Here is a 23,892-nt window from a genome sequence, read left to right on the forward strand (position 1 = left end):
AACAAAAAAACTGCACTCTAATTGTTGGACATATCCAACAATTAGAGTGCATGTTCACTTATTATCCGCTTTAATAATTGCTAATTACACACTAAAATGCTTCATTTCCGTTTTCAGGTCTTCAGCCAGTTGTGCGAGTGCTTGAGCGCTTGCGGCGATTTCTTGATTGACTGCTAACTGTTCTTCTGTAGCCGCGCTTGTATCACCTGCAGACGAAGCTGCTATGCTGCTTAACTGTTCTATTTCATACGATCCACGGCTCACTTCTTCAGCCATTGCTTGAATTTCCTCGATTGCAGCTGAAACCGTTTCGACTTTAGTCGCAACGTCGCCGACTGCATCCTGAATCTCCCCTAAGACAAGACGTGATTGTTCAGTTGCAGCAATACCAACATCGACACGCTCACTACCTGAAGTAATGGAAGTCACAGCTCGTTTTGAAGCATCTTGAATCATCGTTACCATCGATCCAATTTCCGAAGCGGACGTCTTTGACTGCTCCGCCAGTTTCCGAACTTCCTCCGCCACAACCGCAAAGCCTTTTCCATATTCCCCTGCACGCGCCGCTTCAATTGCAGCATTTAATGCAAGCAAGTTTGTTTGCTCCGCAATTGTGGTAATGAGTGTCGTTATCTTTTGTATTTCATTTGAATGCTGTGCCATTTCCACCATAATCTTAGTTGACTCTTGAATTGTCGAATGGATTGTCGACATTTGAAGCGAAACTTCCGCAGCCACCCCAGAACCGGTTATGACTAACTTTGATACAGATTCTGCAGCGTTTAACATTTCTTCGTTGTTGGTTGCAATCTCCGCAACGCCTAACGAAAGTTCTTCCATAGAAGTACTCGACTGCGAGATAATTCCTTGTTGTTGTCGACTGCCCATTAGCTGACTTTCAGCAGTTTTGGAAACCATTTCAGAGGTTGCTAGACTTTCTTCAGAGCTTGCCGACAATCCCTCTGATTGGAGCGCCAATTGTTCAGCGGAAACGTTAATTTTCCGCACCATATTAGCTATATCTGTCCCCATTTTATTGAAAGCAATTGCCATTTCGCCAATTTCGTCCTTATTCTTAACTTTTAGCAGATCAATTGTTAGATTTCCTTTCGCAATCTCGTTCAATCCCTCTGTCACAACCCTGACAGGACGTGAGATATTCCGGCTAATTATTGTGGATATGACAATGCCTAGAATCATGGAAAACACAACCATACAGATGACAAACAATTTCAATCCCGCTACGAAGCTTTCCAGTTCAGAGCGGCTTTTTTCCAATGCTTTAAATTGTTCCCCTTTGATACTTTCAGCATTTTCCAATACAACAACACCCACATTTGTCGATGCCCTTCCTAGTTCAGTTGCTTTCCGGTCATTTCCGGCTTGAATACTTTCAACGATTGTATCTTGCAAGGTTAAAAACTTTGCTCGTGCCGCATTAAGTTCTTCCAATGACTGACGATCTTTTTCTGAACGAAGCATGGTTGACAATTCATCGTATAATTCGTTATAACGGTTAATCTGTTCTTGACGCGCATCCAGATGCACATCGTCCTTGAACAACATGAAACCTCGTACTTCATCTTGAATCTCATTGTGCTTTAGGATGAATTCATCTACTAAATTCACTTTTTTTACACGGTCATCCAGTAAAAACTTGTAATCTGTATCAAGTCGTATGGAAGCCCATAAACTAACCCCACCCACAATGACGAGTAATGCCAAAATTGTTAAAAAACCAAACCATAGTTTTTTCGCTACTGTGAACTTCATTATTTCCCCTCACGATCTTTTATCCTATTTAAATTATATAACTATTGATGGATAAAAGCACCACTCGTATGTAATTAATGGGTATTCAATAACGACTTCTTTGTTCAACTCAACAACCATACAAAAGTACAATTACATCATACGAAACCCCTATTCGCTCTTACACGAATAGGGGCTTATCTTCTACTAGTCTATTGTTTCGTTTTGTTAGCGATTTCCATTGCACGGTTCGTTCCTTCTGCCGCCTGATCAAGGACTTCCTGAGGATTTCCCCCTTGGTAAAGATCTTCCAAAGCAGTTACAATCTGTTGACGTGATTCCGGGAAGACTGAAATGAGCGCTCCTTGTGTCGCAAGACCTGGAACCGTATCTTGTAGCTGATCGACTGTCACTTTGAATTGTGGGAATTCTGCCCACTTTTCAATTACGCTCTCTTCATCATATGCTTTCGGGTTAATGGCAAAATACCCTGTATCCAGATGCCATTTTGCCTGTACTTCCGGTGTCGTCATGTATTTCATGAACTCCCATGCCGCTTCTTGGTCTTTTTCATCTATTCCTTTAGACATCCAAAGCGAAGCACCACCAATTACAACCCCGTTTCGTTTCACTTCATCCGCGTGGGGAATGTATGCAACGCCTACGTCAAATGGCGCAGTAGCAATAGCACCTGCAACGCCAGCTGATGAATCCATATACATCGCTACTTTTTCAGAAGCAAACGCTGCACGGATATCATCCCAGTTTGTTCCGAAGTTGCCGAATGTACCGGCTTTGTTCATCGTATCTAAGAAGTTGAAAGCGTTAAGTCCTTCTGGTCCGTTAAAGAGTGCTTCTGTCGCATCTCCCGCACGGCCATTTTCTTCATTAACATACAATCCGCCCTGTGTTGCAACGAGCTGTTCGAAAAACCATCCGTACGTCAGCATGGAGAATCCATACATCTCACCTTTTTTCAGTTTCTCTGCAGCACTGATTACTTCAGAGAATGTTTCGGGAGCTTTTTCAGGGTCTAGACCAGCCTCTTTGAAAGCTTCTTTGTTGTAGACCATGACTGGCGTCGATGAGTTGAATGGCATTGAATACAGCTCTCCATCGACTTTGTAGTAGTTTAAAATGTTTTCCTCAAGTTGAGAAAGGTCATAATTATCCTTATCAATGAATGATTGGATTGGCTCAATGTAGCCACTGTCAATCATATATTTCGTACCGACTTCAAATACTTGCGTAATGGCAGGTGCATCTTTTGTCCCGCCAACTCCACGCAATTTCGTCAGAGATTCTTCATACGTTCCTTGGAATTCAGCGAGCACTTCGTATTTTTCTTGTGACTCGTTGAATCCTTCGACGATTGCATCAAGTGACTCCTGCCCAGAACCGGACATTGCGTGCCAAAATTCTATGGATACTTTTTCATCCTCTACAGTCGTTTCTTCACCCGTTTCAGGTTCAGGTGTTTCCGCCGCATCGTCTTGCGTATCGCTATCACTGTTCGTGCATGCCGCTAAAACTGCCAAACTCATTATAAGAATCCAAAATAGCGATGATTTCAACACTTTCTTCACACTAAACACCCCTTTTTTATAATCGCCAAGATCATTTTAGAGCACCTTGAGATAAACCTTTCTGTAACTGCTTTTGTCCAATAAATAACAATAATAATGTGGGAATGATTACTATAATCACACCTGCCATGACCACCCCCCATTCTGTTCCCGTTTCTTGCGACTGTAGTTGTTTCAAGCCGATTTGGACAGTTCTCACGGACTTATTTGTCGTAATGAGCAATGGCCATAAGTACATATTCCATGTCGTCAGAAAGCCGTATGCACCTAACGTTACGAGACTTGTTTTTGACATAGGCAGGATAACACGTCTAAAAAATGCAAATCGACTTAAACCGGCGATTTGTGAAGCTTCGTGCATTTCTTTTGGTATCGTTTTGAAATGCTGACGCAGCAGGAATGTGCCAAATGCCAGAGCGAAAAAAGGCAGCGTCAACCCTTGATATGTATTGAGCCAATCCAGTTTTTGGATGGTGAATTTGTTCGGAATCATCGTAGCTTCCCAAGGGATCATCATTGTCGAGATGAACAGGAAAAATATGAAATCACGCCCTCTGAATGGGATAAATACAAACGCATATGCAGCAAGACTACATACTGCAAGCTGTCCCAACATGACACTCACTGAAACTATGAAACTATTCAAGAGGTAATTCATCAAGGGCAACCTATCAAATACTTTAAAATAGTTATCCAGGCTAAATGACTGCGGAAGAAACTTCCCTTGTAAAAGTTCAGGGCCTGTCATAAAGGAAATCAGAAAAGCATACATGACTGGGAAGAACACAAGAAATGATGTAACAATCAGCAGAAAATAAATCCAAATCTTTTTCGGAAGGCTTGTTGTCATTGGTAGTGCACCTTCCTTTCTCCTAGTTTAAATTGGAGAATCGTCACAATAAGGATAATGATGAATAGAACAACCGCCTGTGCACTTGCCGTTCCAAACTGATAGTTGACGAAAGCTTCGCGGTAAATGGAATAGACAATGAGATTTGTCGAAGTCGATGGACCGCCCTGTGTCAAAATATCAATTTGTCCAAATGACTGAAATGCATTGATGAGCGAAATGGTAATGATGAAAAATAATGTGGGCGACAGCATCGGAAGCGTAATACGCCTCAACCTATAATAGTAACCCGCCCCATCAATTCGGGAACTCTCATAAAGATGTTCATCAATATTTTGTAACCCTCCAAGTAGAATCAGGAAGGAGAATCCGATATTCATCCAAATCGTTGAAATGGAAACGGATAGAAGTGCCCACTCTGGATCTAGCAGCCACTGGATTTGCGGCAAATTCAACATGCTCAGTATCCGATTGAACATGCCCATACTCGGGTTGAACATGAACAACCAGATAACAGATGACGCAGCTACAGAAATCCCCATTGTCGATGAATACAATGTCCGAAAGAAACCAATGCCTTTCAGTTTTTCATTCGCCAATAATGCGAAAAATAAGGCTAAGAGAATGCCAATTGGTACCGTGTATAAGACAAATAAACCGGTTGCTTTCATGCTGTTGATAAATGCTGTCGACTCCATTAAATAGGCATAGTTCTCAAAACCGACTCCAATTGCAGCATTACCGTTTTGATCCGTTAGAAAGAAACTTAAATAGATTGTCCTGAACATCGGATAGAAGACAAATACAGAAAAGAGAATGATAGATGGTAATAAATAAAGAAGTGCAGTTCTCCCATTCGCTGTTTTTTTCCAAAACCCCGGTTTTTCTAGTGCGGTCATATCAGCACCTCTTTACCGAATACGACATTTCCAAGGTTCGTAGGCTTTTTAATCAAGTCGCCCGATGTAGCGTCAAAGAGGCATACCGCATCGTAATTAATAAGAATTGGAAGTCTATCTCCAATCTCGATTTGCCATTGTCCACTCCATTTTGCCATCCACTCATATGTACCTAGTTCAAAAGAGAACACTGTCTCATTGCCTAACACTTCAACGTTTGTAACGTCTACATAAAACTTGTCCTCTTCCGGTGTCTCTTTTAAAGCCGGGCGTAAATGTTCGGGACGGATACCGGCAGTGAGCAGAGGCATGGGGAAATCACTCATTTTCAAAGGAGGCATGGGCAAACGTAATACATCACCGATTACGATTTCAGATGCCTTTTTGTCTATATCAGCGTTCGCCAGATTCATGGGTGGAGAACCGATAAACGTTGCAACAAAAGGATTGGCAGGATTGTTGTAAATCTCAATCGGTTTTCCGATTTGTTGAATTTCCCCCTCATGGAGAATCATAATACGATCCCCCATCGTCATCGCCTCAACTTGGTCATGAGTCACGTAAATCATGGTAATTCCAAGCTTTCGTTGAATCCTTCTAATTTCAGTACGCATATGTGCACGCAGTTTTGCATCGAGATTGGAAAGTGGTTCATCCATCAAACAAATTGGTGCTTCACTGACAATCGCACGGGCAAGTGCAACCCGTTGCCGCTGACCGCCTGACAATTCACGGGGTTTTCTTTTTAAAAACTCGCTTAGCCCTAGCATTTGGGCAACTTCAGCTGCTCTTTCCCGCTGCTCCACTTTATTCACTTTCTTCACATCAAGCCCGAACGTGATATTTTGCTGGACTGTCAAATGTGGATAGAGTGCATAGTTTTGAAACACCATCGAAAGGTCACGTTTATCGGGTGATAAATGATTCGCTACCTGATCGCCGATTTTCAGTGTTCCACTCGTACAACTTTCAAGCCCTGCAATCATCCGTAGCATCGTGCTTTTCCCGCATCCAGAAGGTCCGACGAGAACGAAAAACTCGCCAGGCTCGATTGTTACGTCTATATTGGAAATAACATTAGTTTTTTTATCATAAGATTTAGATAGATTAATAAGTTCTACTCTTTTCACAAATTCAATTCCTTTCTAATCGTAATCCAATTACCTTTAGCGGTTTCTCCTATCCATATGTATAGCCTACAATAAGTAGACAACTTGCCATTCATTATTTACTGAATCTTTATAATTATTTACATTGTAAAAAAAAAGAAGGAGCGATTGCGATGAAAAAAATGACGATGCTGCTACTCCTTTTAGCGTTATCCGGTTGCATGATATCCTCTGCTGAACGCGTATCTTTACCTGAAGATAGATTCCTTGTCATTGCGCATCGCGGAGCATCGGCCTATGCGCCCGGTCACACGTTAACTGCCTATGAAATGGCTGTTGAAATGGGTGCGGACTACATTGAACTTGATTTACAAATGACGAAGGATGGCACACTTGTCGCGTTCCACGATTCAATCGTGGCATTTCCCAATGCCGAACAAGCAGTTGCTGACGTTACGATGGATGAACTCGATCTTTATTCGCCTGGCGAGGATTTTAATGAAAAGAACCCCCGTTATGCCTCTCCGGGATATAAAGATTTACAAGTCCTTGAACTGGAGGATATATTGCTACATTTTGGCAATAGAGTTAATTACTACATTGAAATGAAATCTCCTGTAAACAACATGGGCATTGAAAATGAACTGATCCAACAACTTCGTGCTCACGACCTCCTTGATCAAAATGAAATAATGCCAAAAGTGATCATTCAATCCTTCAGTGAGAAGAGCTTGAAAAAAGTGTCTGCCATGGAACCTTCTATTCCTCTAATCAAGTTATACACATTCGATAAAGCTGCGCACCTTTCAAAAAAAGCGTTACGTAAACTTGAAGTGTATGCATCCGGTGTAGGTTTGAATGCTGACGCAGTAACAGAGGAATTTGTTGAAACACTGCACAAGGAAGGACTGGACGTTCATCCATTTACCGTTAATGATGAAGACACAATCCGAGCCCTTCTAAGGATGGGTGCGGATGGCGTATTTACAGATAAACCCGATATCGCCGTTAGGGTTAGGAATGAAGCAGGGTACTCCATGAATACATACTAGATTTGTAGGTGTTTTGGGAGGTTGCATAGGGGGATTTGGGCGGTTGACGTGCGTTTTCAGGTGGTCGCGCGGAGGTTTCGGGCGGTTGGTAACGAGCTTTGGGCAGTCGCTCGGATGATACGGGCGGTTGATGAGCGTTTTCGGGCGGTCGCGAGGTGGATTCGAGCACTCTAACGATTTCCAGAACAAAAAAAGCTATCCCATTATAGGATAGCCCACATTAATTCTTAATCAAACGGCCACTTTCACTTCTTCTTTAAACCGTTCAACTGCTTTTTGGATATCTACAGAATGCCCGATTTCATTCAACGTTTCGCCGATTAATTCGATTGCTTTCTCGAGCATTTGTTCCGTCGTATTGCCCATATGCCCGATGCGGAATGCTTTGCCTGCTAAATGGGCGAGTGAACCTGCGACGATGACACCTTTTTTACCGAGTGCTGCGCGGAACTCGGCATCGTTAACGCCTTCCGGGTAAAGGATACAACTCAAAGTTGACGCTGCAACGTCTTCTTGTGCTAATGCTTTCATGCCGTATTCAGAAAGTGCTGCACGCACTGCCTTTCCGAATGCCGTGTGGCGTACAATTCTGTTCGACAACCCTTCTGCAAGGACGAGTCTCATTCCTTCATCATAGGCATAAATCAAGTTTACAGGCGGTGTTGCAAAATATTTCGATGGATCATTCATGATAGGAATCCAATTATAGATATCGCAATAATAAGCTGGAACGCGTTCGATTTGCGCTCTTGCGTCCAAAGCTGTTTTATTGAAAGCGACAATTGCAAGTCCGGGTGGCACGCCAATCGCTTTTTGAGAACCTGTTAAAATCACGTCAATTTTATAGTCTGGTTGGCCATACCCTTTGCTCATATCTTCTTCCATCGCAGCCGTTGCACAGACGCCATCCAAAATGACAAGTGCCCCGTGTTTTTTTATAATGGGAACAAGCGCATCCAGATTAGCTGCGACACCTGTTGATGTATCGGCGTGGGTGATTGTAACAGCTTTATAGGTTCCTTCAGCCAGTTTCGCTTCCACTACTTCAGGAGTGACTTGCTTGCCCCACTCGGACTGTAGGACGTCTATTTCAATCCCGAAAGCTTGGCCTAGTTTTATGAACCTGTCACCAAAGAAGCCTTGACTAACGATTAATATCTTTTCGCCGGCAGCGACAGTATTGACGAGCGCCATTTCCATTGCAACCGTTCCAGATCCAGCAACGACGAATACTTCTCCGTCGGTTTTAAGTAATTCTCTTGTCTGCTCGATTGCATTTTTATAGATGGCAACAAATCTAGGATCTGTATGTCCTCTCGTTTCACTTGCCATCGCATCGTAAATGGAATCGACAACTGGCGTCGGTCCGGGTATCAAAAGCATTTCTTCGTTTCGCATTAAGTATCCCTCTCATTTCTTTAGATTGTTTAACGTCCACTAGTAGTACTTCTATATATGTTGTAAAAGTCCTCTATCCTTGTCGAAATTGTGTATACATTTTCCATAGTAATGGCGGCTCTATCCTATTTTAAGGAATTGAGCCGCCATTCTGTCACCCTTCGTTTAAACCAATGCATCGTTCACACTCGAACAATGGAGACTCGACCTTCTCTACAATTTCACAGCCACATTCCCGACAAATCTTTTTCGGCATTTCTTTCCTGTTTTTGTTTGTTTGCATATTAATCTCCTCCACTCTCATAATAGTTGGCCTTTATTTATACCTCATACTAATTTTTCATAACCTGGCAGTGTCAAAAACTCAACGAAGTCATCTTGCACGATCAATGATGAAAACAGTTCTGCGGCTTCTTCATATCTACCGGAACGGAATGCTTCTTCTCCCACTTGCTGTTGAATTAATTCAACTTCTTCTTTCAATACTTCCATAACTAATTTCTCTGAAATATCTTGGCCATCGGTAAGTTTTCCTTGCGGATGACGAATCCATTGCCATACTTGAGATCTTGAGATTTCTGCTGTTGCCGCGTCTTCCATTAAGTTATTGATTGGAGCCGCCCCATTTCCTCTTAGCCAAGAGGCGATATATTGGACGCCCACACTGCAATTCATTCGCAGGCCTTCTTCTGTAATGGTTCCTTCTGGGACTTCGAGTAAGTTCGCTGCGGTCACATGAACGTCTTCCCGCTTACGGTCAATCTGATTTGGTGTTGGCATATGCGCATTGAACTGCTCCATCGCTACTGCGACTAGTCCTGGATGCGCCACCCACGTTCCATCATGCCCGTCAGTCGCTTCACGGCGTTTATCTTCACTTACTTTTCCAAATGCCGCAGCGTTTGCTTCTGGATCATTTTTAATCGGGATTTGTGCCGCCATTCCCCCGACTGCCGGGGCATTTCGCTTGTGACAAGTTTGAATGCAGAGCGATGTGTAAGCCCGCATGAATGGCGATGTCATCGTCACTTGGCCTCGATCCGGCAAAATGACATCCGGCTGATTGCGCAGCTTCTTGATATAGCTGAAAATGTAATCCCAGCGTCCGCAATTCAATCCTGCTGAATGGTCTCGAAGCTCATAAAGTATTTCGTCCATCTCGAATGCCGCTATAATTGTTTCGATTAACACGGTTGCACGAATTGTTCCTTGGGGAATACCAAGTTGCTGCTGTGCAAAAATGAATACATCGTTCCACAATCTGGCTTCCAGATGACTTTCGAGCTTCGGTAGATAGAAGTAAGGTCCTGATCCACGTGCGATTAATTCTTTTGCGTTATGGAAGAAGTAAAGCCCAAAGTCGAAGAAACCTCCCGCCATCGGTTCATCGCCAACCAAGACATTTTTCTCTAATAAATGTAATCCTCGCGGTCGAACCATCAAAACGGCAATTTCTTCATTCAATTTATATGTTTTTCCATTGGATGGCTGTTCAAACTCTATCGTTCTGCGGACGGCATCTTTCATATTGAGTTGGCCTTCCAACATGTTCGCCCAAGTTGGGGAAGTTGCGTCTTCAAAACAGGCCATGAATGTTTTCGCACCTGAGTTTAATGCATTGATGACCATTTTCCGTCCAACAGGTCCCGTAATTTCTACCCGTCTGTCCTGTAAGTCGCTAGGAAGCGGTGCAATCGTCCAATCCCCATCCCGTATCGCTTTCGTTTCGGGTAAGAAATCGAGTTGGACTCCATTATCCACTTCCACTTGACGCTGTGCTCGTTTCGCTAAGAGTTCTATCCTTCTTTCATCAAAATGAGTATGAAGAGATTGTAGGAATTCCAGTGCTTCCGGAGTCAATATCCCTTCACTTTCAGCGTCCAATTCACCTATGACTCTTATCGTATGAGTTGTATTGGCTTTCGTTGACAGTTTCATCACCCTCTCCGATTTCCGATTGTTCATTAGTTAACAAATTGTGCGGTCTCCGTAGAACCTTTCATAGCTGTCGTAGAAGATGTGCCGCCTGAAATGATCTGTGACACGTCGTCGAAGTAGCCCGTTCCAACTTCACGTTGGTGCCTTGTCGCTGTGTAGCCTTTCTCTTCATTCGCAAATTCAGCTTGTTGCAGTTTCGAGTATGCCGCCATGCCATTGTCTTTGTAGTCATGTGCAAGGTTGAACATGCTGTGATTCAATGAATGGAAACCTGCAAGTGTGACAAATTGGAATTTGTAGCCCATCTTCCCGAGTTCCACTTGGTATTTAGCAATCGTTGCTTCGTCCAAATTCGCTTCCCAGTTGAATGAAGGTGAACAGTTATAAGCAAGCATTTTCCCAGGGAATTTCGCATGGATTGCATCTGCAAACTGTTGCGCTTCTTCAAGGGACGGATGGGACGTTTCACACCAGACAAGGTCGGCATATGGCGCGTAAGCCAATCCACGTGCAATCGCTTGGTCGATACCAGGTTTTGTCCGGTAGAATCCTTCAGGTGTCCGTTCGCCAGTTAGGAATTTAGCATCTACTGGATCTATATCGCTTGTGACCATATCTGCTGCATCTGCATCTGTACGTGAGATAAGAACAGTTGGTACGCCGAGAACGTCAGCCGCAAGTCTTGCAGCGACTAAGTTACGAATCGCATTTTGTGTAGGCAGCAATACTTTTCCACCTAGGTGTCCACATTTCTTTTCAGATGCAAGTTGGTCTTCTAAGTGAACGCCTGCTGCCCCGGCTTCAATCATACCTTTCATTAATTCGAATACATTAAGAGGTCCACCGAATCCTGCTTCAGCGTCCGCTATAATTGGTGCGAACCAGTCAAATCCATCGTCTCGCCCTTCTGAATGGTCGATTTGGTCAGCCCGTTGAAGTGCTTGGTTGATACGTTTGACAACAGAAGGAACACTGTTTGCGGGATATAAACTTTGGTCAGGATACATTTGGCCTGAAAGGTTTGCATCCGCTGCCACTTGCCAGCCGCTTAGATAGATTGCTTGAAGTCCAGCCTTTACTTGTTGCACCGCCTGGTTACCTGTCAGTGCACCAAGTGCGTTGACGTAATCTTCTTCATGCAATGAATTCCATAAACGTGTTGCACCCTTAGTTGCCAGTGTTTGTTCAATCAAAATGGATCCACGAAGTTTCACAACTTCTTCTGCAGTATAAGGACGTTCAATCCCTTTCCACCTGCTATCCTCTGCCCAACTTTTTTCCAATTGCTCAATCTGCTTTTGTCTAGTCATATCAAACGTCACACCTTCCAATTTTTTTAACGGTCAGCTATTTATGAAATTAATGCTTTTGTACTGTTTCATAACAGCCGCAGTTGTTATACAGTAATATATAACAGTAACACCGAAGTTGTCTGTACTTTCCGACAAAATGATATTTTTTCGGGATGAACTTGATTTAGAGTCGACGAAATCCTTTGAATGTTTTAGATTAATAGATTATAAAGGGGGAAACAGATGTGGTGAAGGAAAATGTGGAGATTGCTAGAGATGTATTACAACAGTATGCTTCAATATTAGGTGACTGGGTCCCAAAAGACGCTGCCGTCGCGATTGCCATTGGCGGTCATTACATTTATTACGTTGAAGGCGTTCACGATATCCAGTTGAAAGAAGGTCAGCCCGTTATGCCTGGGAGCCTGGCAGATAAAGTGATTCATGACCGCATTAAAGTGGACACAGTCATGGATAACTTGTCATTCGGAGTGCCCTACTATGGAATCGGCTATCCCATTGACCTGCTTGGTGAACCTGGTGCGCTAATCGTCATCTTGCCTCCGAATTATCATGTACACCGCCATGAACCCTTCCGTTTCCTTACAGGGAAACAGGATGAAGACTGGAGCCCTGTTCCGATCAATGAGATTGCCTATATAGAAAGCTTACAAAAGAAAACTTGGTTTTACGTGGACGGCGAACAGTACAGCACCAGGCATACATTGAAAGATTTACAATTAAGGCTTCCTAAAAACTTTATGCGAGTCCATCGATCTTACATTGTGAACATTCCAGCCATCTTACGTATTTCCAAGGACATCACTTCGAATCTATTATTAACGTTGAGGGATGGTACAGAGTTACCCGTCAGCCAAACGTATATGACGGAGGTGAGGAAGGCACTTGGGTTTTAGGTTGTTGGTGGGTGGTTGAGGGGTTTGGACGTTTGTATGCGAGCTTTGGGCGGTACGACGGCGATTTCGGGCGGTCGACGGCGAGATTTGAGCGGTACGACAACAGGTTCGGGCGGTTGACGGACAGATTTGAGCGGTACGCTAGGGTTTTCGGGCGGTCGCAGGCGACATTCGAGCGGTACGACAGGGTTTTCGGGCGGTCGCAGGCGATATTCGAGCGGTACGACAGGGTTTTCGGGCAGTACGCCAGGGATTTCGGGAGATTTCCGGCGAGATTCGGGCGGTTCTACGGGCGTTGGGCGCTCACCTGCAGGCATTGGACGGCCGGAAATGTTATATGGATAAACATGTCACTAATTTTGCTGAAACGTAACACACTCGCTATTGAAATACTGGGATTTTTCGCACCATCCCGAAAAGCAACCTATTATCCCCCACTCCCATCTTTTTATAATCGATTACACAACCTTTTCGAAGCAACCAAATAGTTATTCAATGAAATATGTCCCATTGAATAACAGCCCCTGCGTATTCATATAGTAATGAACCGAATCGAATAAAGTCCTGGAGGTATGAGGGGTTCTTACTTGAAAGTAGAGAATAATGTGAGCATTCATGTTGAATATTTTTATCCGACATCGATTAGAACGATTCGGTTTGTCCACAGCTCACTTGCAAATCATAAATTGTTCGAATACCAGTACAATCATCTCCCAAAGATGAACTATCACTGCATCAGAATTGATATTCGCGGATTCGGTAATTCAATAAATAGCTCGGACAATTTATTGGGTGACAGTCACCGCCATCGAACCTAAGTTCAACTACAATCTGTCACTGCAACAACACGACCAACAAAAAAGGAGGAGTAGAATTGATTACATTTCTTGTGTCGATTGCACTGTTGATTGCCGCTTATTTCACGTATGGCAAGTACGTGGAGAAAGTATTCGGCATGCAGGAACGTCGTAAAACGCCAGCGTATACGCTGGCGGATGGGCAAGATTATGTACCAATGAGCAAACAGAAAAACGCGCTGATTCAACTATTGAACATAGCGGGTGTAGGTCCTATTTTCGGGCCAATTATGGGTGCACTTTACGGGCCGGTTGCTTTCTTATGGATTGTTTTCGGAGCCATTTTCGCAGGCGCTGTCCATGACTACTTAACTGGAATGATTTCACTACGTAATCGTGGTGCCCACTTGCCTGAACTTGCCGGTCAATTTCTTGGGAAAGTATTCAAACATGTCGTCAATGCGTTTGCCTTACTATTATTAATTCTGGTCGGAACGGTATTTGTAACAGCACCAGCCGCGTTACTAGGAGATTTAACACAAGGCTGGATGTCATTTGGAATCTGGATCGTCATCATTTTTGCTTATTATTTGTTAGCTACACTACTTCCTATTGATAAAATCATTGGTAGGCTCTATCCGTTTTTAGGATTGATTCTATTAATCAGCACGGTCTGCATCGGGGGCGCCATTATTATTCAAGGTCACCCTATCCCTGAACTTACACTTGCAAATTTACATCCTGATAAACTACCGATTTTCCCGATTCTCTTCATTACCATTGCATGTGGTGCCTTATCAGGCTTTCACGCTACGCAGTCACCCATCATTTCTCGTACAACTCAAAATGAATCACAAGGACGTTATATTTTCTACGGAATGATGATTGCAGAAGCAATCATCGCGATGATTTGGGCAGCGGCAGCGATGTCCATTTTTCACGGAACCGATTTAAGTGCTTTGCTAGATACTGTCGGACCTGCTGGTATCGTCAAAGAAGTATCAATGACAACACTTGGCGCAGTCTTAGGAACAATTGCAGTTCTTGGCGTAATCGTCTTACCTATCACTTCTGGTGATACCGCATTCCGCAGTGCGCGCATGATTGTCGCAGACTACATTGGCGTTGCACAAAGAAAGTTCAGTAGTCGCTTATGGATTGCACTGCCTATGTTTGCCATCTCCGTCGTTCTGACTCAAATGGACTTCAATATACTATGGCGTTACTTCGCCTGGGCCAATCAAACCACGGCAATGATTGCACTGTGGATTGGTGCAATGTATCTCGCTCTGCAGAAGAAAAATTACTGGATTGCTGTGATCCCTGCGACATTCATAACTATGACAACTTTCACCTATATATTGAACGCTCAAATTGGTTTCCGTCTACCAATGGATCTTGCCTATATAATCGCCGGTATCATTACCGTGATTATTATAATCGCATTCTTTATCGGTCTCAGAAGAAAGCTTGCGGCTGCTGAATCTGGGCTGAAACCAATCGTTTTTGAAGATGGACTCGGTAAAAAGTGACTGACACTCTACCGATAGAAAAAACAGGACTCCTTGATCGTCACTTCGACGACTGGAGTCCTGTTTCATTTTGCTTTTTTATTCAACCATTTATATTTAATCGCCATCAAATAAATAACGAATGAGAAGGCGAATGTGATACCGACAAAGACCCACGCTTGATTATTAAACACAAGCATCGGAGCGAACGTGATTAGCATAATTTCAACGGGCGCAATTGGAATGTACGCCAAACTGTAATCATCCAGTGTCTTACTTTCCGATTTTGGATCGACGATTCTGAGAAGCGCCATCCCCATAGCAACCGTACCAGTTGTCCAGCCCCATGTGAAGATCCCTTTTTCAAACCAGTATTCAGCAAAGAATTTCTTGGAAAGAATTACGAAAAACACATATGCATAAACCAGACCGAACAAGAACAATAAGAGTAGTGGAACAGCATAATCGACTACGACTGATATGCTGATTGACCCGATTCCGAATGCAACGAGAATATCTGTCGCACTTCCGCTGATACGCGAAACGACATCCTTACTCACATACTGATCCGTATTCGTTGAATTCAATATTTTCTTCACTAAGAGCCCTACCAGAAATGCTAGTGAAAATGCTGGTATAACAACACTTGGCAATAACATAGAGCCTAATTGGCTTAAATAATAACCGCCCATTGCAATGATTACAATGATAGATAAGTGGAAAACGTAAGGGTCTATTGAAATGGAAGATACCGTATCCGTTTCAGACTTCGTTCTTGAACCAGGTGGGATCAAACCCGTTCTAAGTTCATTCGGCAAATCATCGAATGAAGACAGGAAAGATGTATGTCCCTTAGATGAACCCCATTTAACGAAGAGAATCCCAATTAAGATCGAACTCAAAATCCCTACTGTAGCGGATGTCATTGCCAAAGAAGTTGCTTCTTCCCAACCATTTTGCGCAAACGTTGCACCAATCGCCGCTGCAGTTCCGTGTCCGCCTACAAATCCTGACGCAAGTAACAAACCGAAACCGTCATGCACATCCCATATCGGATTGATCAGAATAAGAGCGAACAGCAAACCTCCGCCCCACATTAACACCATCGCCAACTGAGAGTACGACCACATGCTACCAACTCTTGTCTTGATAGCATTCCAGTCAATCCTAGGTGACAGTAGTGGCAGTGTACCAAAAATAACTGCTATCAAAATTGCCGGATAAGTACCCATTTGATCTGAAAACGGTAAAAGACCGAATCCGTTTGGTCCGAGTATTAATGCTAGAAGCCCTGCTATGATACTGGCGGGCAAAAACATTCGCTGAACGAAACCTACCTTTGCACGTATAATCGTTCCTGCAAGCAAAAGCAGTGCTATCAAACCAATATCCGTAAATAATACCCATGGTGAAAAGTCCATATTGAATTCTCCTTTTTTTCACATTATTTCCTCTGCATTGTGCCCCTTTCTTTGCATCTATGTAAACGGTTACATGAAGATTTAAAAAGCACGCATTTTTATTGACTTTAATCAAGATAACATCTATTTTAGTCCGAGTAAACTTAACGGACTACTCCCATTACACACTCAATTCCAAGCAAACAAAGTAGTTGAAAAACATTATGAAAATAGAACGTGGGTACTTGGGGTCTAGCCCATGGAATCAATATGTTTTAATTTATCCATAGGACAAGATTCCACTATTTTCACGCATTAAAAAATCCTTCAGCGTCGAAAGACACCAAAGGATTCTCAGTAAAAGTTAGTCACCATATCAGTCGTATTTGCAATACAGTCACCCAACTTACTAACATCGAAATTCCCACCCGAGACGATTATACCGACCCGATTAATTGAAACAGGTAACTTCTTGTTCAACACACTGGCAATTGCAGCCCCTGCGGCTCCTTCAACAAGGAGCTTCTCACGTTCGAGCATGAAAAGAATCGCTGATGAAATTTCCTGTTCCGTTACCGTGACCATATCGTCGACATAATTATGAATGATATCCATTGTCACTACACCTGGTTCACGAACGCAAATTCCTTCTGCGATTGTCGGTAAAAAATGCGTCGAGCTGTTTTTTCGTCCATGGAATGCTGTGAATATCGCAGATGCGTTGGCAGCCTGAACACCAATTACTTTTACACTTGGCCGTATCGCCTTCACAGCAAGTGCAGTCCCTGCAAGAAGCCCGCCGCCGCCTGCTGGCACAACAATCGTATCCAAGTCAGGTTGTTGTTGCAGCATTTCCATTGCAACTGTAGCCTGCCCTTCGATAACGGTTTGATCATCAAACGGATGAACAAATGTCGCGCCTGTTGCAAGCTGTTCTGTTCGTGCAGCTTTATAAGCTTCATCATAACTTTTCCCGATAAGTTTAACGGTCGCACCGTATTTGCGAGTAGCATCCACTTTTGCGATTGGCGTTGTTTCAGGCATGAAAATCGTAACGCGTGCGCCTGCTTTTCGTCCTGCCAGCGCAACTCCTTGTGCATGATTTCCCGCAGAAGCGGCAATTAGTCCTTTTGCACATTCTTCCGCGGACAGTGTCGAAATTTTATTATATGCGCCACGTATTTTAAATGACCCTGTCTTCTGCAAGTTTTCAAGCTTTAAATAGACATTTGATTGTGTCCATTCATTTAACGTCTTCGATTGTTTAATAGGTGTTCTGTGCACAACTTGTGATATGCGTTCAAATGCTTCAAATAAACTTGCTGTGTCATACAAATTCAGATTCACTCCACATCCTCTAGACTTTCGCATTTACGTAAGTTGATGTAGTGCTTCATATTTGGCGATTTGTTCTTCATATTTAAAAGTTAAAGAAATTTCATCCCAGCCATTTAACAACATTTCTTTATAATACGGATCAATTGTGAACGAATAAGTCTTTCCGCCTTGCCCAGTTACCGTCTGTTCAACTAAATTGACTTCAACTGAATAGGGTTGCTGTTGGCCATTTGCAAGCAACTCTTCAACTTCATCCATTTTTAGCTTAATGGGTAATAAACCGTTTTTCATGCAATTATTATAGAAGATATCTGCAAAACTTGGTGCGATGACAACGTTGAATCCATAGTCTAAAATTGACCAAGGCGCATGTTCCCTCGAAGAGCCGCAACCGAAGTTTTCCTGAGCGACGAGGATTTTAGATCCTTTGAACCGCTCATCATTCAAGACAAAATCTTTCACTTCGGTTCCATCTGCATGATGACGCCAGTGGTAAAATAAATACTTTCCGAATCCAGTACGCTCGATTCGTTTCAAGAACTCTTTAGATATAATCTGGTCTGTATCGACGTTTTTACGATCTAGCGGTGTAATGACGCTAACGACTTCATTAATCGGTTCCATCTAATCATCCTCTCCTCAATTATGAATGAACAACTTCTAATTCGCGTACGTCTACGAAGTGACCTGCAATCGCAGAAGCTGCTGCCATAGCCGGACTCACAAGGTGTGTACGTGCCCCTGCTCCTTGACGACCTTCAAAGTTACGGTTTGATGTTGAAGCACATCTTTCACCTGCTGGAACAACATCATCGTTCATCGCAAGGCACATACTGCAACCTGATTCCCGCCATTCAAAACCAGCTTCAAGAAATACTGAATCCAACCCTTCATCCTCTGCCTGCTTTTTAACGGTGCGTGATCCGGGTACAACGATTGCCGTGACAGAAGGATGTACTTTCTTCCCTTCAATCACTTTTGCAGCTGCGCGTAAATCACTCAATCTCGCGTTTGTACAAGAACCGATGAAAACGTGTTGGATGTCAATGGATTTCAGTGGCATTCCTTCTTTAAGGCCCATATACGCCAGTGCTTGTTTCAAAGCCTCTTTGTCTGACTCCACTGCATAGTCTTTTGCATAAGGTACGCGTGCTGAGATACCCGATCCCATTGAAGGATTTGTTCCCCATGTGACAAACGGTTCAATTTCATCCGCATTTATCTCAAGAATCGTATCGTAGGATGCACCTTCATCTGTTGCAAGGGACAGCCAATGCGCCGCCGCTTCTTCAAAATCTTGGCCTTCAGGAACATATCTACGGTCTTTCAAGTAGGCGATTGTCGTTTCATCAGGGCTGATCAAACCGGCTTTCGCACCTGCTTCAATCGACATATTACAAACCGTCATACGTTCTTCCATCGTCAAATTCCGAATGGCTTCTCCCGTAAACTCAACAATATGTCCAGTTCCCATATCGATACCGAATTTGGCGATAATCGCTAAAATAACATCTTTTGCAGTAACACCGAAACCAAGTTTTCCGTTAATGCGGATCTCCATTGTTTTCGGTTTTGCTTGCCACAATGTTTGTGTTGAAAGTACGTGCTCTACCTCACTCGTGCCGATTCCAAAAGCAATTGCACCAAATGCGCCATGTGTAGATGTATGGCTATCGCCACAGACGATTGTTTTTCCAGGTTGTGTAAGTCCCAGTTCTGGCCCGATAATATGGACAATGCCTTGGTCGGGGTGATCCATATTTGCAAGCGGGATTCCGAATTCGTCGCAATTCGTTTGCAATGTGTTGATTTGTTTCCGCGCAATCGGATCTTTGATCGCATCGCGGTTACGTGTTGGTACGTTATGATCCATCGTCGCAAAGCAAAGATCAGGTCTGCGCACAGTCCGATTGGCAAGTCTAAGTCCTTCAAACGCCTGCGGAGAAGTCACTTCATGTAATAAATGAAGATCGATATAGAGTAAATCTGGTTTCCCCTTTTCTTCATAGACGATATGCTGGTTCCAGATTTTTTCGATGATATTCTTAACCATATGACACCCCTTCCTCTCTTATTAATTATGCGTTAGGCTAATTAAGTTTAATTGAAATCAATCACGCCTCGGAGTGATTGCGTCAAGATTTTGAATTGGGCTTGCTCAATTAACTCCCTTCAAAATCTGTGACATCCGCCGGAGGCTTTAATTTCATCTAGCATGGGTTTGAACCCATGCTGGATGAAATTAAACATATGAGAACATAATGCTATTCGAGACGAATTGAGTATCCAGTTCGTCGATTACTTTTTCTGTCCATTCTTTTGTAGATAACACGCGTTGCCCCGAAGCCGCAAGATCAGCTGTGAAGAAACCATCTTCGAATACCGTGTTAACCGCTTTTTCAATTTCTGATGCTTCCGTTTCCATCTTGAATGAATACCTCAACATCATTGCAGCAGATAGAATAGCCGCGGCAGGGTTTGCCATGTTAAGTCCTGCAATTTCTGGTGCAGAACCATGAACCGGTTCGTAAAGACCGAAACCATCCGAACGGATACTTGCTGACGGTAGAACGCCAAGTGAACCCGTAATGACAGATGCTTCATCACTTAGGATGTCACCAAACATATTCTCAGTTACGACAACGTCAAATGCTGCTGGATTTGTAATTAGTTTCATTGCTGTTGAATCGACTAACATATGCTCCACTTCGATATCGGGATATGCTTTTTTCTTCTCTTCAACAACTTCACGCCATAACTTACTCGTTTCAAGCACATTCGCTTTATCAACAGAAGCGACTTTCCCTCTGCGTAAGCGAGCGACTTCAAATGCTTTGACAACAATGCGCTCAATTTCTTCGCGTGTGTAAACGAGTGAATCCACTGCTGCTTCTGCTGTACGACGACTTGGTTCTCCGAAGTACAAACCGCCAGTCAGTTCACGTACAATCATCATATCAACATCTTTTGCCACTTCTTCTTTTAGAGGAGAAGCATGGAGTAGGGATGGAATTGCTTTGACTGGACGTAAATTAGCAAACAAGTCAAAACGTTTACGAATGGCAAGCAAACCTTTTTCAGGGCGCAATGCTGAAGGGTTTTGGTCCCATTTAGGACCGCCTACCGCACCGAGAAGAATCGCGTCACTCGCTTCACAAAGAGCTATTGTTTCATCCGGAAGTGGATTTTGATGTTTATCGATTGCAGCGCCGCCGATTACACCGTATTCTACGTTAAATGTATGTTTAAAACGTCTTGCAATTACTTCAAGTACCTTCACTGCCGCTTCTGTCACTTCTGGACCAATTCCGTCACCTGGTAATACTGTTATTTTCTTCTCCATAGAACTTCTCCTCCTTATTGTTTTCAATCTGTTTACGAAACTTACACTATTTGAAAATTCTTACTTACAACAACGTGCTTCCGCTGTTTTTAAATTTATCTATGTCTTCGATATAGTTAGTTAATTAACATTAACTTTTGTTTTTGTTTTTGAATCCTGTTGAATCAATTGCCTGTTGATCGCATTAAAGTAGGCTTTTGCCGATGCGCCCAACACGTCCTGTGCAACATCACGCCCAATGGATACTTCACCATTGATACTTAGATTAACAACTGCTTCACCAAGTGCATCGCGTCCTTTTCCAATGGAGGTAACACGATAATCAAGAATATGAACTTTACCATCAACAAGCATTTCCAGCGTATTGAAAATAGCTTCAACTGATCCCGAACCCGTTGCCGTTGCAGTCACTGTTTCCCTTTTTGGGTTTACCGCTGTAACCGTAGCTGTTGGGACATTCGCAGTTGCATATTGCACTTGAACATCAACCAGTTTATAAACTGGTATATCATTATTTTGAATTTGCTGATCTGTAAACAATACAAATAGATCATCTTCTGTAATTTCCTTTTTACGATCCGCAAGCTTCTTGAATTCTACAAATGCTTCATTCAACTTATCAGCGTCTAGATCGAAGCCCATTGAAATGGCACGGTCGCTGAATGCATGTCTGCCGGAGTGTTTACCGAGTGCAAGTGGTTCAGTTTTACCGCCAATTAATTCTGGCGTAATAATTTCATAAGTCTCACGATTTTTCAAGTAACCATCCTGGTGAATGCCTGACTCATGCGCGAATGCGTTCTTACCGACAACCGCTTTGTTTGGCTGAATGACAACGCCTGTCAACTGGCTAACCAACTGGCTCGTGCGTTTGATTTCTTGTAAATTAATGCCTGTTTCCAATCCATAAAAATCTTTGCGGATATGTAGAGCGACTGCAATTTCTTCAAGCGCTGCATTTCCTGCACGCTCTCCGATTCCATTGATTGTACCTTCAACTTGATCGGCACCATTTTCAATCGCTGCGATTGAGTTCGCAACTGCGAATCCTAAGTCATCGTGACAATGTGCGGAAAGCTTCACTTTATCGATACCTGTCACGTTTTCTTTCAAGTACTTGAACAACGCCCCGTATTCTTGAGGTGTAGCATAGCCGACTGTATCTGGGATATTAATAACTGTTGCACCCGCCGCAATTACTTGATTGATGATGCGGACTAGGAAATCGCGATCGGAGCGGGTTGCATCTTCCGCAGACCATTGAACACGAGGGAAAAACTTGCGTGCGTATTTCACAGCTTCTACTGCAATATCGACGACCTGGTCCGGTGTCTTCTGAAGTTTATATTCCATATGGATAGGTGAAGTTGCTAAAAATACATGAAGATTGGGTTCTTCTGCACCACGTAGTGCGTCCCAACATGTTTCAATATCGCTTTTCATTGCGCGGGCAAGACCAGTTACCGTTGATTTTTTCACTATGTTTGCAATACGTTGTACCGCTTCGAAATCACCCGGGGATGAAGCAGGAAACCCTGCTTCGATGATTGTTGCCCCGAATTTTTCAAGCTGTCGTGCAATTTGTAACTTCTCTGCGGTGTTTAGATTAATACCGGCAGATTGTTCACCGTCCCGAAGAGTTGTGTCGAATATGTCAATTTTTCGCACTACCCACCACTTCTTCCTCTTTTGATTTCGCACCTTCATTAACGAAAGGCATCATCGCACGAAGTTTTTTACCAACTACTTCAATTTCGTGCTGTGCTTCAGTTTCCTCAAACTTGTTAAAGTTCGGGCGACCGTTTTCGTTTTCTGCAATCCAATCTCTCGCGAATTTACCTGATTGAATGTCAGTCAGTACATCTTTCATGCGTGCTTTTGTATCTGCGTCAACAATACGTGGTCCTGAAACGAAATCTCCCCACTCAGCTGTATCTGAGATTGAGTAGCGCATTCCAGCCATTCCGCCTTCATACATAAGGTCAACAATTAATTTTGTTTCATGCAATGTTTCGAAGTAAGCAAGTTCTGGTTGGTAACCCGCTTCTACTAGTGTTTCAAATCCTGCTTTGACAAGTGAAGTCAATCCACCACAAAGTACCGCTTGTTCTCCGAATAGGTCTGTTTCAGTTTCTTCTTTGAATGTTGTTTCAAGAACTCCGCCGCGTGCAGAACCGATTGCTTTTGCATAAGCTAGAGCTACGTCTTTTGCTTGACCAGAAACGTCTTGGTACACTGCGAACAATGCTGGAACGCCTGCGCCTGCTTCGAATGTTCTACGAACGAGATGTCCAGGTCCTTTTGGTGCAACTAGGAATACGTCAACATCTGCTGGTGGAACGATTTGATCGAAATGTACGTTGAATCCGTGTGCGAAAACAAGTGATTTCCCTGCTGTAAGTGCTGGCTCGATTTCTGCATCATAGACTTGCTTCTGTCTTTCATCCGGAAGTAGGATCATGATAACGTCCGCTTTTTCAGCAGCTTCACGAACAGTCAACACGTTTAGTCCGTCTTGTTTAGCTTGATCAAATGATTTTCCTTCGCGAACGCCGACAACTACATTGAATCCAGAGTCATTCAAGTTTTGTGCATGTGCGTGACCTTGTGATCCGTATCCGATGATTGCAATAAGCTTATCTTTCAAAAGTCCTTCGTTGATATCTTGGTTATAATACATTTTAGCCATAATTGTTTTCCTCCTAATAGT

At 43.2% G+C, this 23,892-nt stretch carries 20 protein-coding genes; 4 read left to right on the forward strand and 16 right to left on the reverse strand.

Annotated features, from left to right (window positions below):
• Positions 1–84: 84 nt before the first annotated feature.
• From AC1TO6_RS13290 to AC1TO6_RS13310, 5 genes are all read right to left on the reverse strand, one after another.
• On the reverse strand, positions 85–1,773 hold the full coding sequence (locus AC1TO6_RS13290; RefSeq protein WP_482102092.1) for a methyl-accepting chemotaxis protein: 1,689 nt from the start codon (positions 1,771–1,773) through the stop codon (positions 85–87).
• Positions 1,774–1,964: 191 nt separating this feature from the next.
• Positions 1,965–3,326 carry an ABC transporter substrate-binding protein gene (locus AC1TO6_RS13295; protein ID WP_482102194.1) on the reverse strand — a complete coding sequence of 454 codons (1,362 nt, stop codon included), beginning with the start codon at positions 3,324–3,326 and terminating at the stop codon, positions 1,965–1,967.
• Between the two features lie 43 nt (positions 3,327–3,369).
• On the reverse strand, positions 3,370–4,188 hold the full coding sequence (locus AC1TO6_RS13300; RefSeq protein ID WP_482102093.1) for a carbohydrate ABC transporter permease: 819 nt from the start codon (positions 4,186–4,188) through the stop codon (positions 3,370–3,372).
• Positions 4,185–5,087 carry a carbohydrate ABC transporter permease gene (locus tag AC1TO6_RS13305; protein WP_482102094.1) on the reverse strand — a complete coding sequence of 301 codons (903 nt, stop codon included), beginning with the start codon at positions 5,085–5,087 and terminating at the stop codon, positions 4,185–4,187. Before AC1TO6_RS13305 ends, AC1TO6_RS13300 begins: the two co-directional genes overlap by 4 nt.
• Complete coding sequence (locus tag AC1TO6_RS13310) at positions 5,084–6,217, reverse strand: ABC transporter ATP-binding protein (protein ID WP_482102095.1); 1,134 nt, start codon at positions 6,215–6,217, stop codon at positions 5,084–5,086. Before AC1TO6_RS13310 ends, AC1TO6_RS13305 begins: the two co-directional genes overlap by 4 nt.
• Positions 6,218–6,369: 152 nt before the next feature.
• Between AC1TO6_RS13310 and AC1TO6_RS13315 the strand changes: the two genes are divergently transcribed.
• Positions 6,370–7,248: a glycerophosphodiester phosphodiesterase family protein gene (locus tag AC1TO6_RS13315; protein WP_482102096.1), complete on the forward strand. Its 879-nt coding sequence runs from the start codon at positions 6,370–6,372 to the stop codon at positions 7,246–7,248.
• 231 nt (positions 7,249–7,479) lie between these two features.
• On the opposite strand, the gene AC1TO6_RS13320 is transcribed toward AC1TO6_RS13315, so the two are convergent.
• From AC1TO6_RS13320 to aceA, 4 genes are all read right to left on the reverse strand, one after another.
• On the reverse strand, positions 7,480–8,646 hold the full coding sequence (locus AC1TO6_RS13320; protein WP_482102097.1) for a pyridoxal-phosphate-dependent aminotransferase family protein: 1,167 nt from the start codon (positions 8,644–8,646) through the stop codon (positions 7,480–7,482).
• 154 nt (positions 8,647–8,800) lie between these two features.
• The gene (locus AC1TO6_RS13325) at positions 8,801–8,929 is read right to left on the reverse strand and encodes a protein YhfH (RefSeq protein ID WP_482102098.1); all 129 of its coding nucleotides are present in this window, start codon (positions 8,927–8,929) and stop codon (positions 8,801–8,803) included.
• 44 nt (positions 8,930–8,973) lie between these two features.
• A complete protein-coding gene (gene aceB, locus AC1TO6_RS13330; protein WP_482102099.1) occupies positions 8,974–10,584 on the reverse strand; it encodes a malate synthase A in 1,611 nt (536 codons plus the stop codon).
• Positions 10,585–10,610: 26 nt separating this feature from the next.
• Positions 10,611–11,894: an isocitrate lyase gene (aceA, locus tag AC1TO6_RS13335; protein ID WP_482102100.1), complete on the reverse strand. Its 1,284-nt coding sequence runs from the start codon at positions 11,892–11,894 to the stop codon at positions 10,611–10,613.
• 227 nt (positions 11,895–12,121) lie between these two features.
• On the opposite strand from aceA, the gene AC1TO6_RS13340 reads away from it, so the two are divergent.
• The 3 genes from AC1TO6_RS13340 to AC1TO6_RS13350 all read left to right on the forward strand — a co-directional run bounded on the left by AC1TO6_RS13340 (position 12,122) and on the right by AC1TO6_RS13350 (position 15,122).
• Positions 12,122–12,793 (forward strand): LytR/AlgR family response regulator transcription factor, encoded by a 672-nt coding sequence (locus AC1TO6_RS13340; RefSeq protein ID WP_482102101.1) that lies wholly within the window; start codon positions 12,122–12,124, stop codon positions 12,791–12,793.
• A gap of 129 nt (positions 12,794–12,922) precedes the next feature.
• Positions 12,923–13,138, forward strand: coding sequence for a hypothetical protein (locus AC1TO6_RS13345; protein ID WP_482102102.1), 216 nt, complete (start codon positions 12,923–12,925; stop codon positions 13,136–13,138).
• A 529-nt stretch (positions 13,139–13,667) separates the two neighbouring features.
• Complete coding sequence (locus AC1TO6_RS13350; RefSeq protein WP_482102103.1) at positions 13,668–15,122, forward strand: carbon starvation CstA family protein; 1,455 nt, start codon at positions 13,668–13,670, stop codon at positions 15,120–15,122.
• A gap of 65 nt (positions 15,123–15,187) precedes the next feature.
• Here AC1TO6_RS13350 and AC1TO6_RS13355 read toward each other — a convergent pair whose 3' ends face one another.
• From AC1TO6_RS13355 to ilvC, 7 genes are all read right to left on the reverse strand, one after another.
• Complete coding sequence (locus AC1TO6_RS13355; protein WP_482102104.1) at positions 15,188–16,522, reverse strand: sodium/glutamate symporter; 1,335 nt, start codon at positions 16,520–16,522, stop codon at positions 15,188–15,190.
• Between the two features lie 333 nt (positions 16,523–16,855).
• Positions 16,856–17,848 (reverse strand): threonine ammonia-lyase, encoded by a 993-nt coding sequence (ilvA, locus tag AC1TO6_RS13360; protein WP_482102105.1) that lies wholly within the window; start codon positions 17,846–17,848, stop codon positions 16,856–16,858.
• Between the two features lie 24 nt (positions 17,849–17,872).
• Positions 17,873–18,463, reverse strand: coding sequence for a 3-isopropylmalate dehydratase small subunit (leuD, locus tag AC1TO6_RS13365; protein ID WP_482102106.1), 591 nt, complete (start codon positions 18,461–18,463; stop codon positions 17,873–17,875).
• Between the two features lie 19 nt (positions 18,464–18,482).
• Positions 18,483–19,892, reverse strand: a complete 1,410-nt coding sequence (gene leuC, locus AC1TO6_RS13370) for a 3-isopropylmalate dehydratase large subunit (protein WP_482102107.1) — start codon at positions 19,890–19,892, stop codon at positions 18,483–18,485.
• 189 nt (positions 19,893–20,081) lie between these two features.
• The gene (gene leuB, locus AC1TO6_RS13375) at positions 20,082–21,182 is read right to left on the reverse strand and encodes a 3-isopropylmalate dehydrogenase (RefSeq protein WP_482102108.1); all 1,101 of its coding nucleotides are present in this window, start codon (positions 21,180–21,182) and stop codon (positions 20,082–20,084) included.
• A gap of 120 nt (positions 21,183–21,302) precedes the next feature.
• On the reverse strand, positions 21,303–22,850 hold the full coding sequence (locus tag AC1TO6_RS13380) for a 2-isopropylmalate synthase (RefSeq protein ID WP_482102109.1): 1,548 nt from the start codon (positions 22,848–22,850) through the stop codon (positions 21,303–21,305).
• Positions 22,837–23,871, reverse strand: a complete 1,035-nt coding sequence (ilvC, locus tag AC1TO6_RS13385) for a ketol-acid reductoisomerase (protein ID WP_482102110.1) — start codon at positions 23,869–23,871, stop codon at positions 22,837–22,839. The genes AC1TO6_RS13380 and ilvC overlap by 14 nt, the downstream gene beginning before the upstream one ends.
• Between the last annotated feature and the right edge of the window lie 21 nt (positions 23,872–23,892).

This window comes from Sporosarcina sp. Y352 (assembly GCF_056786535.1).

Excerpts from the sequence above, each read along its gene's own strand:
- AC1TO6_RS13290 (WP_482102092.1), bottom strand. The coding sequence starts at position 1,773 with ATGAAGTTCACAGTAGCGAAAAAACTATGGTTTGGTTTTTTAACAATT.
- AC1TO6_RS13300 (WP_482102093.1), bottom strand. The coding sequence starts at position 4,188 with ATGACAACAAGCCTTCCGAAAAAGATTTGGATTTATTTTCTGCTGATT.
- AC1TO6_RS13305 (WP_482102094.1), bottom strand. The coding sequence starts at position 5,087 with ATGACCGCACTAGAAAAACCGGGGTTTTGGAAAAAAACAGCGAATGGG.
- AC1TO6_RS13315 (WP_482102096.1), top strand. The coding sequence starts at position 6,370 with ATGAAAAAAATGACGATGCTGCTACTCCTTTTAGCGTTATCCGGTTGC.
- AC1TO6_RS13320 (WP_482102097.1), bottom strand. The coding sequence starts at position 8,646 with ATGCGAAACGAAGAAATGCTTTTGATACCCGGACCGACGCCAGTTGTC.
- AC1TO6_RS13325 (WP_482102098.1), bottom strand. The coding sequence starts at position 8,929 with ATGCAAACAAACAAAAACAGGAAAGAAATGCCGAAAAAGATTTGTCGG.
- aceB (WP_482102099.1), bottom strand. The coding sequence starts at position 10,584 with ATGAAACTGTCAACGAAAGCCAATACAACTCATACGATAAGAGTCATA.
- aceA (WP_482102100.1), bottom strand. The coding sequence starts at position 11,894 with ATGACTAGACAAAAGCAGATTGAGCAATTGGAAAAAAGTTGGGCAGAG.
- AC1TO6_RS13355 (WP_482102104.1), bottom strand. The coding sequence starts at position 16,522 with ATGGACTTTTCACCATGGGTATTATTTACGGATATTGGTTTGATAGCA.
- leuD (WP_482102106.1), bottom strand. The coding sequence starts at position 18,463 with ATGGAACCGATTAATGAAGTCGTTAGCGTCATTACACCGCTAGATCGT.
- leuC (WP_482102107.1), bottom strand. The coding sequence starts at position 19,892 with ATGGTTAAGAATATCATCGAAAAAATCTGGAACCAGCATATCGTCTAT.
- leuB (WP_482102108.1), bottom strand. The coding sequence starts at position 21,182 with ATGGAGAAGAAAATAACAGTATTACCAGGTGACGGAATTGGTCCAGAA.
- ilvC (WP_482102110.1), bottom strand. The coding sequence starts at position 23,871 with ATGGCTAAAATGTATTATAACCAAGATATCAACGAAGGACTTTTGAAA.